The organism is Romboutsia sp. 1001713B170207_170306_H8 (genome assembly GCF_015550495.1).
GTDB lineage: Bacteria > Bacillota > Clostridia > Peptostreptococcales > Peptostreptococcaceae > Romboutsia_E.
Map to the genome: position 1 here is coordinate 818,695 of NZ_JADNAX010000001.1, position 15,138 is coordinate 833,832.

Annotated in this window: 11 protein-coding genes; 10 read left to right on the plus strand and 1 reads right to left on the minus strand. The window is 27.9% G+C overall.

The features are described from left to right. Positions 1 to 89 precede the first annotated feature (89 nt). Complete coding sequence (locus I2A66_RS03930; protein WP_195250992.1) at positions 90 to 1,238, minus strand: DEAD/DEAH box helicase; 1,149 nt, start codon at positions 1,236 to 1,238, stop codon at positions 90 to 92. A gap of 282 nt (positions 1,239 to 1,520) precedes the next feature. Here I2A66_RS03930 and I2A66_RS03935 point away from each other — a divergent pair, with 282 nt between their 5' ends. From I2A66_RS03935 to I2A66_RS17380, 10 genes are all read left to right on the plus strand, one after another. Further along, positions 1,521 to 2,468, plus strand: coding sequence for an L-lactate dehydrogenase (locus tag I2A66_RS03935; RefSeq protein ID WP_122639908.1), 948 nt, complete (start codon positions 1,521 to 1,523; stop codon positions 2,466 to 2,468). A gap of 152 nt (positions 2,469 to 2,620) precedes the next feature. Further along, entirely contained in the window at positions 2,621 to 3,334 is a 714-nt protein-coding gene (locus I2A66_RS03940) for an ABC transporter ATP-binding protein (RefSeq protein WP_195250994.1), read from the plus strand. Beyond that, positions 3,327 to 4,502, plus strand: coding sequence for an ABC transporter permease (locus tag I2A66_RS03945; protein ID WP_195250996.1), 1,176 nt, complete (start codon positions 3,327 to 3,329; stop codon positions 4,500 to 4,502). The genes I2A66_RS03940 and I2A66_RS03945 overlap by 8 nt, the downstream gene beginning before the upstream one ends. 127 nt (positions 4,503 to 4,629) lie before the next feature. After that, positions 4,630 to 4,923, plus strand: a complete 294-nt coding sequence (locus I2A66_RS03950; protein WP_122639905.1) for a hypothetical protein — start codon at positions 4,630 to 4,632, stop codon at positions 4,921 to 4,923. Positions 4,924 to 5,145: 222 nt separating this feature from the next. Next, positions 5,146 to 5,319, plus strand: coding sequence for a hypothetical protein (locus I2A66_RS03955; RefSeq protein WP_164489029.1), 174 nt, complete (start codon positions 5,146 to 5,148; stop codon positions 5,317 to 5,319). Between the two features lie 30 nt (positions 5,320 to 5,349). Then, the gene (locus I2A66_RS03960) at positions 5,350 to 5,514 is read left to right on the plus strand and encodes a hypothetical protein (protein ID WP_164489028.1); all 165 of its coding nucleotides are present in this window, start codon (positions 5,350 to 5,352) and stop codon (positions 5,512 to 5,514) included. Between the two features lie 322 nt (positions 5,515 to 5,836). Beyond that, positions 5,837 to 7,174: a uracil-xanthine permease family protein gene (locus I2A66_RS03965; protein WP_122639904.1), complete on the plus strand. Its 1,338-nt coding sequence runs from the start codon at positions 5,837 to 5,839 to the stop codon at positions 7,172 to 7,174. A gap of 201 nt (positions 7,175 to 7,375) precedes the next feature. After that, positions 7,376 to 11,890 carry a glutamate synthase large subunit gene (gltB, locus tag I2A66_RS03970; protein WP_195250998.1) on the plus strand — a complete coding sequence of 1,505 codons (4,515 nt, stop codon included), beginning with the start codon at positions 7,376 to 7,378 and terminating at the stop codon, positions 11,888 to 11,890. Between the two features lie 11 nt (positions 11,891 to 11,901). Further along, entirely contained in the window at positions 11,902 to 13,323 is a 1,422-nt protein-coding gene (locus I2A66_RS03975; protein WP_122639902.1) for a glutamate synthase subunit beta, read from the plus strand. 287 nt (positions 13,324 to 13,610) lie between these two features. Continuing rightward, positions 13,611 to 14,945, plus strand: coding sequence for a DNRLRE domain-containing protein (locus I2A66_RS17380; protein ID WP_207734717.1), 1,335 nt, complete (start codon positions 13,611 to 13,613; stop codon positions 14,943 to 14,945). Positions 14,946 to 15,138: the final 193 nt, after the last annotated feature.

Below are 15,138 nucleotides of genomic sequence, written 5' to 3' on the forward strand. Positions count from 1 at the left end.
TAAAAAACAACAAATTTATAAGTTTTTTGAGCTAAATAAAAATCCTAACTGAAATCAAATGATTAGTTAGGATTTTAAATAAATTAAACTTATTTTGCTCTTGAATCAAAGAATTTACCATATTTTATAACCTTAGGTTTTATATCTATGTTAAATTCTCTTTTATATCTTTTAATATCAGCAAGTTCTCCTCTAGTAACTATTGAAATAGCGTTACCACTTCTATTACCTCTAGCAGTTCTACCAGCTCTATGAATATATTCATTTTTACTTCCTGGGAAGTCTAAGTTAAATACATGACTAGTATCTACAACATCTAAGCCTCTAGCAGATAAGTCAGAAGATACTAAAACTTTAGCTTTACCAGTTCTAAATGCATTTATAGCATTTTTTCTATCTTCTTTAGACATATCACCAAATATACCAACAGCTTTGTATCCATGGAAATTTAATTTAGAGGCTATAACCTCTATACTTTTTTCATTGTTAACAAAGACTATCGCTCTTTTTGGAGTAGTTGCAGCTAATGCTTTTCTAAGTAAGTCAAACTTTTCTCTTCTTTCTCCTAATAAGTACATATGTTTTATTTTAGGATTTATAGTAACTTCTTTAGTAGCATTTATTACTATTGGATCTTTCATAATTTCTTTGCATAAATCTATAGTTTCATTATTTAAAGATGCTGAAAATCCCAAAAGTTGTCTACCTCTTAAAGTACACTTTATAATATCTTTAACATAAGATATGTTATTTCCACTTAATAAGCTATCAACTTCATCTAAAACTATAGCTTTTATAGTATGAGCTTTTAATTTTTTTTGTTTTATTAAATCTAAAACTCTACCACAAGAAGCTACAGCTATATGTGGCTTAAGATTTTTTATACTTTTTATTTGCTTTTGTATATTTACTTCCCCGAATATAGGTAAAGAAGTAACTTCTACTCCTGAATTTTTAGCTAATAACTCTATTTGGTTATGTATTTGAACAACTAATTCATGAGTAGGCGCAAGAACTAATACTTGTGTTTCTCTTTTTGTAGTATCTATTTTTTCAAACATAGGTAATAAGTAAGCTAGCGTCTTACCACTTCCTGTTTGAGAATTAACTAGAATATCTTTATTATCAAGTATATTTTTAAAAACAAGAGATTGAACCTCAGTTGGAGAAGTTATATCTTGTTTTTTAAGTCCGTTTATTAAATTATTATTTAACTTTAATTCTTCAAAACTTTTCATAAAAAACTCCTTTTATTATTTAATATCTAAATTAGTACTTTTTATTATACACTTAATAGGAAAAAAATTATATATAATAATATAAATATTTACTTAAATATCGTTATAAACATGATAATTAATAAACAAACATGTTGTAAAAAAATGCAAAATATAGTAAAACTATATTATATGATGAGAATTAAAAAAATAATAAATCGCATAATAAATAGTGAGATAAAGTTTTAGATTGGATTATTTTGGGAATTATTATAATCTAATGAGTAATGGAGGTTAAATTATATGAAAAAAAATAAGGTAGTAATAGTTGGAACAGGTATGGTAGGTATGAGTTATGCATACTCAATGATAAATCAAGGTACATGCGAAGAATTAGTTCTAATTGATATAAATAAAGAACGTGCTAGAGGGGAAGCAATAGATTTAAACCACGGCCTTAGCTTTGCACCAAGAAAAATGAATATATATGCAGGGGATTATAGTGATTGTAAGGATGCATATATTATATGTATAACAGCAGGAGCTATACAACTTGAAGGTGAAACAAGATTAGATTTACTTCATAAAAATAGTAAGATAATGAAATCAATAATAGATCAAATAAAGGAATCAGGATTTGATGGTATATTATTAATAGCAACTAATCCAGTTGATATAATGACATATGTTGCCCAACAATTATCAGGGTATGATAAATCAAAAGTAATAGGTTCTGGAACTACTTTAGATTCAGCAAGACTTAGATATACATTAGGAGAAAAGTTAAATGTAAATCCAAAGGATATAAATGCATACGTTATGGGTGAGCATGGAGACTCTCAATTTGTACCATGGAGTTATGCATTATGTGGTGTACAACCAATATATCAAATAGCATCAAAAAAAGATTCAAGTTTAAAATTCGATGAGTTAGAAGAAATAGAAGATACTGTTAGAAATATAGCTTATGAAATAATTAAGTGTAAAAATTCTACGTATTATGGTATAGGTATGGCTTTAACTAGAATAACAAAAGCAATACTTGAAAATGAAAATAGTATACTTACAGTTTCTTCATACTTAAATGGAGAATATGGACATGACGATGTTTATATAGCGGTGCCAAGTATAGTAAATCAAGATGGAGTTAGAGAAGTTATACATTTAGCATTAGACAATAGTGAAAAAACTAAATTAGATGATTCTATAAAAATAATGAAAGAAAATATAGCTAAATTAGATTTAAAATAAATAAAAAATACCTTAAGACTAAGTAAATTACATAGTCTTAAGGTATTTTTTTATTTATATATAAGTATGAAAATTTAAAAATTAGTTGAATAAAAAAGTTATTTGTTATATATTATATATAACAAATATAAAATATATAATTGGATGAGAAAATGCTAAGTATAAAAAATCTATCTAAGTCTTATAAAAGTAATGAAAAAGCTATTGATAATATTAGCTTTGAAATAAATAAAGGAGATATCTTTGGATTTATAGGTCATAATGGTGCAGGAAAAACTACAACTATAAAATGTATAGTAGGTATACATGAATTTGAAGAAGGTGAAATTTTAATTGATAAAAAAGATATAAATAAAAATCCAATAGAATGTAAAATTGATATTGCTTATATACCAGATAATCCTGATCTATATGAGTCTTTAACAGGAATACAATATCTTAATTTTATATCAAATATTTTTAAAGTTGAAAGAAAAGAAAGGGAAGAACTAATTAATTATTATGCAAATAGATTTGAAATTAAAGATAATTTAGGCAATTTAATATCATCTTATTCTCATGGCATGAAGCAAAAATTAGCTATTATAAGTGCACTTATTCATAAACCTAAGATTCTAATATTAGATGAGCCATTTGTTGGATTAGATCCTAAAGCATCATTTACATTAAAAGAAATGATGAAAGAGTTTTGTGAAAATGGAGGAGCTATATTCTTTTCTACTCATGTACTTGATGTAGCAGAAAAAATTTGTAACAAGGTTGCGATAATAAAAAATGGTAAATTAGTAACTAGTGGTTATACAGATGAAGTCACAAGGAATAAAAGCCTTGAAAGTTTATTTATGGAGATGATTGAACATGAGTAATTTAGGACTATTAATTAATATAAATATAATAAATGAATTTGGATTAAATAAAATAAAATACTTAAATAAAAAAGAAAAAACTAAAATAATAGGTATGATACTAGCTAGTTCAATTCTTATTATATATGTAATCTATAAGATGTTTAATTTTTGCTTAGATATAAGTGATACTTTAATACAATATAATTTAATGGATTTACTACTTATAAGCGGATTTACAGGGGCAGTGCTTTTTAGTTTAATTACAACTATATATAAAGGCTCTTCATATTTATTTGAAGCTAAAGATTTTGAAAGTTTAATAAGTTTACCCATAAATGAAGTAGCAATATTATTAAGCAAAATATTCATGTTGCTTATATCTAACTACTTATTTACAGTTCCATTTTTACTTATACCAGGAATAGTATATTTTATAAGAATGGATATAAGCTCAATATATTTAGTAAATTTAATATTAATGTTTCTATGCGTTCCATTAATACCAATAATAATATCATCAATGATAGCTTTTTTATTAGGAAATATTTCATCTAAGTTAAAACATAAAAGTTTAATATTAATAATTGGAAGTATAATTTTACTTGCACAGTACGTATTATTAGTTAGCAAAATGGATGTATTATTAAAAAATATAATTGAAAATAGTAACTCTGTAACTGACACAATAAAAAAGATATATTTTATGTCTTATTATTTTATTGAAGGATTGAAAAATAATGATATTTTATTAGTATTAAAATTTATATTTATATCAATATTGTCATTTATACTATTTATAGTTTTATTTTCTAAACAATATAAAATTATAAATTCTAGAATGAACGAAAATTATAAAGCTAAAAAATATGAGATAAAAGATTTAAAAAATAGCTCTATAATAAGTGCATTACTTCAAAAAGAAGTAAAAAGATATTTTTCATCATATATATATGTTCTTAATAGTTCTATAGGTATAATTTTATTAAGTATATTTTCGATTGGTATTATAGTGTTTGGTCAAGATAAGATGGCGGATATTTTACAATTAAATTTAGATTTTGCTTTTATAAAAATTCAAATAATAAGTTTAATATTATTTTGTATAATGACAACATGTACTACTTACTGTTCAATTTCATTAGAAGGAAAAACTTTATGGATATTAAAGTCTTCTCCAATAAAATAAGTTGATATATTTAAAAGTAAAATAGCTTTAAATTTGGATTATAAGTATTCCAGCAAGTTTAGTTTGTTTCATATTAATTAGCTTTAAATTAAAATTTGATTATTTATTTATAATTATTGGAAGCCTAGTGATTACATTAATGGCTATACTGGTATCAGAATTAGGATTATTTTTAAACTTATTATTCCCTAATTTAAACTGGAAAAATGAAGTTGGTGTTGTAAAAAGAAGCTTTTCATTAATAGGAGTTATGATATTTTTTATATTATATATAGGGTTGTTTGCATTTATATACTTTAAATTTAAAATAATAAATTTAAATATATACTTATTATTACCAATAGTTTTTACATTAACAATTAATTTAGTAATATGGAATTTGATAAAAACTAAGGGTGTAGAAATTTTTAAAAAGATATAAATAAAATAAAACAAGCTAAAAAATTATATAATTTTTTAACTTGTTTTATTTTATTTATAAAAATTTATTTATGGTGATTAGAATCATTAAAAAAATATAACAATAAATAATAGGGTTAATAAATATAAATTATAAAAAATAGAAAAATCTTATAGTAGTAAAACTAATTTATATGGACAATTTAAACTTATAAAGCAAAATAACAATGAAAGGAAGATATAAATGTCTAAAAAAGGAAATGAAAGAGAAGAACTTGATAATAATAAAGTAATAAAAGAACTTTTAAAAGAGAACCATTCTAAAGAAGAAATAGCAGAAGAAGTATCCACTAATAGAACAGTAGCAGATGTATTAGGAGATAGACTTTCAAAAGCAAGAAGATTTCCTCCGTGTTAGATAAATTTATTTGCTAGAGGAGTGATGACGATGAAAAATGAAAGTAGATTTGGTAATGAATATTACAGTAATGGGCTTGAATTTACAAAGGATGTACTTCGTGCAAGTTCCTCTATAGAAGATATTATTGAAAAAGCACATATTGTAGAAGAAACTAAAGAAGAAATGGAAGAAAGAATAAGAGAAAGCAGATAAAAATTTAATTTTAGGGCTATTTTAAAATATTTTGATATTAGATATGTTAGATATAATAAATAAAATAAGTACATATGGTATAGTATATGCTAATGTTCGTTATTTTAAATATTAAATACTATCACTAGATAAAATCAAAAACATATTTTGAAATATGCCCTTTAAAAATACATAACACGTATTTTTTTATAAAAAAATAAAAAAATATTCGTGATAATATTGATAAATCTAAAAGGTATTGTTATAATGATTGAGTAATGTGAATTGGAAAAATATAGTTTAATTAAATTAATAACAAATTAGTTTGGGGGATTTATAAAATATGACTACAAAAAATTCTGTGATTTATCAATTAGACGGTAAGCCTAAGCTTAGACAGGCGATACCATTAGGATTACAACATATATTAGCTATGTTTGTGGGAAATGTTACACCGCTTATAATTATAGCAAATGTAGTTAATATGAGTTTAGCTGATAAAACAGCTTTAATCCAATGTACAATGTTCGTATCGGGAATCGCTACTTTAATGCAATGTTATAACTTTGGACCTTTTGGAGCAAGGTTACCTATTGTTATGGGAACTAGTTTCGGGTTTGTTCCTGTATTAACTGTAATAGGTACAAAGTATGGGTATGAAGCAATACTTGGTGCGTGTTTAATAGGTGCATTAATTGAGATATTATTTGGGAAATCAATGAGCAGTTTAAGAAAATATTTTACGCCAGTAGTTACAGGTACTGTTGTATTAGCAATGGGCATTTCTTTACTTCCAACAGGAATAAAGTATTTTGCAGGAGGAGTTGGAGCTGAAGATTTTGGTTCATTATCAAATTTAGCTTTAGGGACTATAGTATTAATAACAGTTTTAATAATGAGCAATTATACTAAAGGAATAACAAAACTTGCTTCTATACTTATAGGATTAATAGTTGGTTACATAGTTGCAATACCAATGGGGAAAATAGATTTTAGTTCATTATCAACAATATCTATTATTTCAATGCCAACACCATTTAAGTTTGGATTTGAGTTTCATTTAGACGCTATAATAGCAGTAGCAGCTACATTTATAGTTTCTGGAGTTGAGACAGTAGGAGATATAACAGCAATAGCGTATTCTGGTATAGGAAGAGATGCTACAGATAAAGAAATATCAGGAGGGGTTATGGCAGATGGATTAGGAAGTGTAGTATCATCAATATTTGGTGTATTGCCTAATACATCTTTTGGTCAAAATGTTGGTATAATAGCTATGACGAAAGTTATAAATAGAAACATAGTTGGTATTGGAGCGTGTATACTGGTATTAGCTGCTATATTCCCAAAATTTGGAGCATTAATATCGTTAATGCCTTCAAGTGTTTTGGGTGGAGCTAGTATATCAATGTTTGCAATGATAGCAGTTAGTGGTATAAAATTAATAACTAGCGAGCCTTTAAATGAAAGAAATAGTACAATAGTTGCATTAGCAATAGGTATAGGTGTTGGGATATCATTTGTTCCTGGTGTACTAGTAAGTCTTCCAGAATCTATACAATTAATATTTGGAGATTCAGGATTAGTGCTTGTTGCTTTAATAGCTGTTGTGTTGAATATAGTATTACCAAAAGAGGAAAAAGAAGATAAAGCACTAAATTTAGATGTAGAAATAGTTTAGATATTTATTAATATATATGTAAATAAAAGCAGAACTTTAAAGTAAGTTCTGCTTTTTATTATTTTTAAATATAATTAAGAAGATGAATTAAAATAAAAGCTATAAAAAGGAATATACATATAAAGATATTGCAATATTCTGAAAATTTAAGTACAATAATTATTATCTAATTTTTTATTTAATGATTAAGGGGGAGTTAGAGTGGAGTATAGAAATAGATTTCCAAAGAAACAAGGACTGTACGATCCGACATTAGAAAAAGATAGCTGTGGTGTTGGATTTATAGCAAATATAAAGGGGAATAAAAGTCATGATATTGTGAGAAAAGGTCTTAATATATTATTAAATCTATCTCATAGAGGGGCTACTGGTTGTGATGAAAAAACTGGTGATGGAGCAGGTATATTAACTCAAATACCACACGTATTTTTTAAACGTAAATGTAAGGAATATAATATAGATTTACCTGATGAAGGTAATTATGCTGTAGGTATGGTGTTTTTACCTCGTGAGTCTGATGAAGATTTAAAATGTGAAGGGATATTTGAAAGTGTGCTTAAAGATGAAGGTCTTAAGCTTCTAGGTTGGAGAGATGTAGAAGTAGATAGAAATGCAATAGGAGATATTGCTAAAGGTAGTGAGCCTTTAATCAAACAAATATTTATAGACAGAGAAAATTATTCTGTAGATGAATTTGAAACAAAATTATATGTAGTAAGAAAAGTAGTTGAAAAACTAATAAGAGAGTCTGATATGTATAATAAGGGTTATTTTTATGTATCAAGTTTATCTAGTAAAGTTGTAATATATAAAGGGTTATTATTAGCACATCAAATAGGCAATTTTTATAAAGATCTAAAAGATCCATTATTTGAAAGTGCATTGGCGCTTGTTCATCAAAGATATAGTACAAATACTTTCCCTACTTGGGATTTAGCTCAACCTTTTAGATACATAGCACACAATGGAGAAATCAATACAATAAGAGGAAATCGAAACTGGATGAATGCTAGAGAAAGAAAGCTTGAATCGGATAGATTAAAAGATAATATAAAGAAATTATATCCAATATTAACTCCAAATTGTTCTGATTCAGCAACTTTTGATAATGCTTTTGAATTACTAATAAATAGTGGAAAACCATTAACTAAAGCAATATCAATGCTTATACCTAAGGCATGGGAAAATAGTGAATTTATGAGTGAAGAAGAAAAATCATTTTATAATTACAATTCAGCAATTATAGAGCCATGGGATGGTCCAGCTGCTATAGTATTTACAGATGGTACGAGAATAGGAGCTACATTAGATAGAAATGGACTTAGACCATCTAGATATACTATAACAAAAGATGGATTTGTTATATTAGCATCAGAAACTGGTGTATTAGACATAGAACCAGAAAATATAGACTGTAAAGGTAGATTAGAACCAGGAAAAATATTTATGGTTGATTTAGAACAAGGTAGAGTTATAGATGATAATGAAGTTAAAGAAGGACTATTTAAAGAGTACGATTATGTAGATTGGATAAAAAGAAATAAATTAACTTTAGATATGCTACCTCATCCATCATATTTGCCAAGTGGAGATACTGACACACTTACACAAAGACAGCAGGCTTTTGGATATACTCATGAAGAAGTTAAGTCTATAATTTCTGTAATGGCTAAAGATGCTAAAGAACCAATTGGTTCAATGGGTTATGATACACCTCTAGCAGTTTTATCAAACAAACCTCAGTTACTATATAATTATTTTAAACAATCATTTGCACAAGTAACTAACCCTCCAATAGATCCAATAAGAGAAAGATCAATTATGAGTTTGACTACTATATTAGGTGAGATGGTAAATTTACTAGATGATAAAAAAGAAGATTGTAAATTTATACAACTAGAGAATCCAATACTAACAGATATTGAATTAGAGAAAATAATTAAAATAAATAATGAAGATTTAAGAGCTATAAAAATACCTATAACATATAGATCACCAGGGAATGGTGAGGATTTAATTAAAGCAATTGATTTATTATGTGAAAGAGCTAAAAATGCTATTGAAGAAGGATATAATATAATAATACTTACAGATAGAGAAATAAATAAACATCAAGCGGCAATACCTTCATTACTTGCAACAAGTGCACTTCAACAGTATTTAATAAAAAATAAATTAAGAACTAACACAAGTATAATAGTTGAAACTGGAGAAGCTAGAGAAATTATGCATTTTGCACTACTAATAGGTTATGGAGCTACTGCAGTTAACCCATATCTTGCCTTTGAAACTATAGACTATTTAGTTAAAAAAGAGTTATATATTAAAGAGATAAGTAGTGAAGAGGCTAAAAATAATTACATAGAAGCTATATGTAAAGGATTACTTAAAATTATTTCTAAAATGGGAATATCAACAATTCAAAGTTACAGAAGTGCACAAATATTTGAAGCAATAGGGCTTAATAATGAATTAGTGGAAAAGTATTTTACAGGAACTCCATCTAGGATAGAGGGCATAAACCTAGATATAATTACAAGGGATACATTAATACGCCATGAAAGAGCTTTTAATAGATTAAGAAATCCTATAGATACATTAGAACTAGGAGGTCAATATAGTTATAGAAGAAATCAAGATTACCATATGTTTAACCCTTTTACAATAAGTAAGCTTCAACAAAGTACTAGAGATGGAGGGAGCTATGATAGCTTTAAAGAGTTCTCTGATGATATAAATAATCAATCGAAAGAATTATGTACTATACGTGGACTTTTATCATTTAAAAAAGGTGAAAAAGTATCATTAGATGAAGTAGAGCCAGCTAAAGAAATAGTGAAAAGATTTGTAACAGGAGCAATGAGTTTTGGATCATTAAGTAAAGAAGCACATGAAACCTTAGCAATTGCTATGAATACAATGGGGGGACGATCTAACACAGGTGAAGGTGGAGAAGATTCATCTAGATACTTAGATAATAGAAGAAGTGCAACTAAGCAAGTTGCATCAGGGGGATTTGGTGTAACAACTGAATATTTAGTAAATGCAGATGAATTGCAAATAAAAATGGCTCAAGGTGCAAAGCCAGGAGAAGGGGGTAGATTACCTGGCCAAAAGGTAAATGAAGTTATAGGTAAGGTACGTCATGCAACACCAGGTATTGATTTAATATCACTTCCACCTCACCATGATATATATTCGATAGAAGATTTAGATCAACTTATACATGATCTTAAAAATGTAAATCAAAATGCAAGTATATCTGTTAAATTAGTTTCAGAAGTTGTAGTAGGAACTGTAGCGGCAGGAGTTGCAAAAGCTAAAGCTGATTTAATATTAATATCTGGATATGATGGAGGAACAGGCGCAGCACCTCTTACATCACTTAGACATGCAGGAGTTCCATGGGAATTAGGTTTAGCAGAAGCACATCAAGTTCTTCTTTTAAATAACTTAAGAAGCCGAGTTACATTACAAACTGATGGTCAAATGAGAACTGGTAGAGATGTGGCAATTGCAGCACTTTTAGGAACAGAAGAGTTTGGATTTGCAACAGCACCACTTGTAGTATCAGGCTGTATGATGATGAGAAAATGTCACTCTAATACTTGCCCTATGGGAGTTGCAACTCAAAATCCAGAGCTTAGAAAGAAATTTAGTGGAAAACCAGAGTATGTAATAAAATACTTTTTCTATGTGGCTGAAGAGCTGAGAGAAATAATGGCAAGTCTTGGGTTTAGAAAAGTTGAAGATATGATAGGTAGGGTAGATTTATTAGAAGTTAATAAAGAAATGCTAAATGATAAAACTAAATATTTAGATTTATCAGCAATACTTTATAAGCCGAACTTACCTCAAAGAATAGTTGGAAGAAAAATAATGAATCAAAACCATGGTTTAGATAAGGCATTAGATCATAATTTAATAGAATTAGCTAAAAAGAGTTTAGAGAACAAAGAAAAAACTGTCGCTGATATATCAATAAGAAATACTAATCGTACAGTTGGAACTATGCTTAGTGGTGAGATAGCAAAATTATATGGTGCAAATGGATTAGATGATGATACAATAACATTTAACTTTAGAGGAAGTACAGGTCAAAGTTTTGGTGCTTTTGGAATGAAAGGACTCACTTTAAATGTAATTGGGGATTGTAATGATTATTTAGGAAAAGGTCTATTTGGAGCCAAGATAACTGTTAGACCAGATGAGAATGTACAGTATAAATCAGATGAAAATATAATAGCAGGAAATACTTTGCTTTATGGAGCAACAAGTGGAGAGATTTATATAAGTGGAATTGTTGGAGAGAGATTTGCAGTTAGAAACTCTGGAGCTATAGCGGTAGTAGAAGGATTAGGTGAGCATGGTTGTGAATATATGACAGGAGGTAGAGTAGTAATCTTAGGAGATATAGGTAAAAACTTTGCAGCAGGAATGAGTGGAGGTATTGCTTATATATATAATAAAGATGAAAATTTAGAAAGAAAAATAAATAAAGAGTTTACAGAGATTGAAAAATTAGTTGAAGTAGAAGGAGAGGATGAATTAAGAAGTTTAGTAGAGAACCATTATAAATATACTAGTAGTCAAAAAGCTAAGTTTATTATAGAAAATTGGGAAGAGGAAAGACATAACTTCTATAGGGTAATACCAACTATATACAAAAATATAATTTATACAAGTAATAAGATTGAAGAATCTTCAATAATATAAGGAGGAGGAATATGGGCAAAGAAACTGGTTTTATAGATTATAAAAGAGAAAATCCAAACAAACGTCCTGTAGAAGAACGTATAAAAGATTATAAAGAAATATTTATACCCATGGATTATAAGGACGTAAAAGTTCAAGCATCAAGATGTATGGATTGTGGTGTAGCATTTTGCTCCTCTGAATTTGGATGTCCACTTGGAAATACAATACCTGAGATGAATGATTTAGTATATAGGGGACAATGGAAAGAAGCCTTAGATATGTTACTTAGAACAAATAACTTTCCAGAGTTTACAGGAACTGTATGTCCAGCTTTATGTGAAAATGCTTGTATATTAGGCTTATATAGTGAATCTGTTTGCAATAAAAGTATGGAAAAAAGTATAATTAATAAAGGATTTGAGGAGGGGTATATAAAAGCAAAACCTCCTATAGTTAGAACTGATAAAAAAATTGCTGTAATAGGTTCTGGTCCATCAGGTCTTGCTTGCGCAGATCAATTAAATAAGGCAGGACATAACGTAATTGTTTTTGAGAGGGATGATAATGTAGGTGGACTTCTTACTTATGGTATACCAGATTTTAAATTAGAAAAATATGTTGTAGATAGAAGAATAAATCTTATGAAAGAAGAGGGAATCATATTCAAAACAAATATGTGGATTGGAAGAGATTACCCTGCAAATTATTTAAAAAGAGAGTATGATGTATTAGTGCTTTGTGGAGGAGCAACGCAAGCTAGAGATTTACCTGTTCCAGGAAGAACACTAGAAGGTCTTTATTTTGCAGTAGATTATTTAAAACAACAGAATAAAAGAAATAGAGGAATAGAAATTGAAGAAAATGAGATAACAGCTAAAGGAAAAAATGTAGTCGTTATTGGGGGAGGAGATACAGGTAATGACTGTATTGGAACTGCTATTAGACAAGGTGCTAAAAATGTGTATCAAATTGATAGATCTAGCAAAAACTCAAAATATAAAAGTTTAGATAGCAATAAAACATGGCCATTAGGACCTATGATATTTAAAACATCTACATCTCATGAAGAGGGTGGAATAAGGGATTTTTCAGTTAAAACTGTAGCATTTAGTGGAGAAGCGGGTAAAGTTAAAAAGCTTCATGCAATTAGAATGGATGAAAATTATAATGAAATACCCGGAACTGAATTTGAAATAGATTGCGATTTAGTATTGTTTGCAATGGGATTTTTACATCCAGAACATGAATCTATGATTTATGATTTAGGCGTTGAATTAGATAATAGAGGAAATGTAAAAACAAATTCAAAATATCAAACATCAGTAGAAGGGGTATTTTCAGCAGGAGATATGAGAACTGGTCAATCTTTAGTTGCAAAATCAATTGCAGAAGGAAGAAATGTTGCTAGAGAAATAGACTTATATTTAATGGGAAATACAAACTTAAGATAAATATGAAGTTAACTAATAATTATGTGACAATAAAATAAATAATATAGAAAATATGAGATTCGAGAATTATGTTGAGAATCTCATATTTTTATTTATATAGATAAATATGTCCAATGATACAGCTTAAAAAAGATATTGAATATAATTAGTATCAGTATGTAAAAAAATAAATATTATAGAATAAAGAACTTGTTTTTGAAATGGTAATAAATTTAATTATACATTAATATTGAGTAACCTAAATGATAAATATTCAAGTTCGGTATATAACAATATAGGGGGAATTTATGAAAACTATATCATTATACGCATCTTCAAGTGCTTATGTAACAAATAGATTTCCTAGATGTAACTATATTTTTAGTGAAAATATATATGCAGGTTGTAAATATAGGCAATACAATAGTTATAGATACATTTCCTTATTAAGGTTTAACTTTTCTTCTATAAGGAGTAATTTAGTAGATATTAAAAAAGCTATTTTATATATTGCTGTAAAAGGAAACTTATATGAATCATCCTACAACGATGAGCCTTTAAGTGTTGGATATAATAACTACTATTTTGATTTTTATAATGTTAATTATGAAAGTAGACCTAGATGTACACATATTAATTCAACAAGTAATATTTGTAATATAAATGGTTGTAGCTATATTGCAATGGATATAACAACTTTAGTATGTAAATGGATATATGGTTATTTATCTAATAACGGGATTTCACTATATGCAGGAAATAATTTAAATAAGATTTATGAGCTATATTCCAATAAAAGTTCAAGACCACCATTTTTAGAAATTTCTTATGACATAAAAGTTAGAAGCCTAGGTATATTTGCTCAAGAATCTAATTGCTATCATGTAACAAATGTATATGATGGATTAAGAGGAGCAACTGGTGCTACTGGAGCAACAGGCCCAATAGGACCTCAGGGAGCTCAAGGTATGACAGGCCCAACAGGACCTACTGGAATTCAAGGAGAGATAGGCCCAACAGGCCCAACAGGACTTACTGGAATTCAAGGAGAGATAGGCCCAACAGGCCCAACGGGACCTACTGGAATTCAAGGAGAGATAGGCCCAATAGGCCCAATAGGCCCAACAGGTCCTACTGGATTTATAGGATCTTATATACAGCTAAATGATGAAGATTATACAAATAATATAACTTCAGAAGGTACAAATTTAACATTATCAGATACAGGAATTGACCCTAGCTACACAAATGGTGGATATAGCTTAACGACAACAAGTACAACAAATGATACCCTTATTTTTGAACAACCTGGAATGTATAATATATATGTAAATCTAGTTACATCATTCGCTACATCAAGTACAGTAACAACAGGAGAAGAATATACTATGCTTTTCCAAGTACAGAATATATCTGGAACATATAATCAGTATTTGTTACATGAAGGCGTTATACCATCAGGTGGAGCATCAACATCTGTTAGTAATCAGCTAAGTGTCAATTTCTTATATAATGCAACTACTGCCAATGATGGCATTATCATTTCTTTATTTGGATTTGATTTTGAGCTTGCTAATCCAGAAATTTTACAAGTTGGCCAGATAATAGTAATTGCATCTAGATGGGGTAATGCTATAACTTAATATAAAATATGTTGTGGAGTTAAATAATAAAAAGGCATAGATATAATAACTAAGCCTTTTTATTATTTAACTAATTTAGCTATTTTTGTTTTTCATAACATAGCCATAAAATATAGACAATACAAAATGTTAAATCTATATTAAATCCATAACAAAATAAAATATAGTTAATATAATAAAAAGAAATACTTAT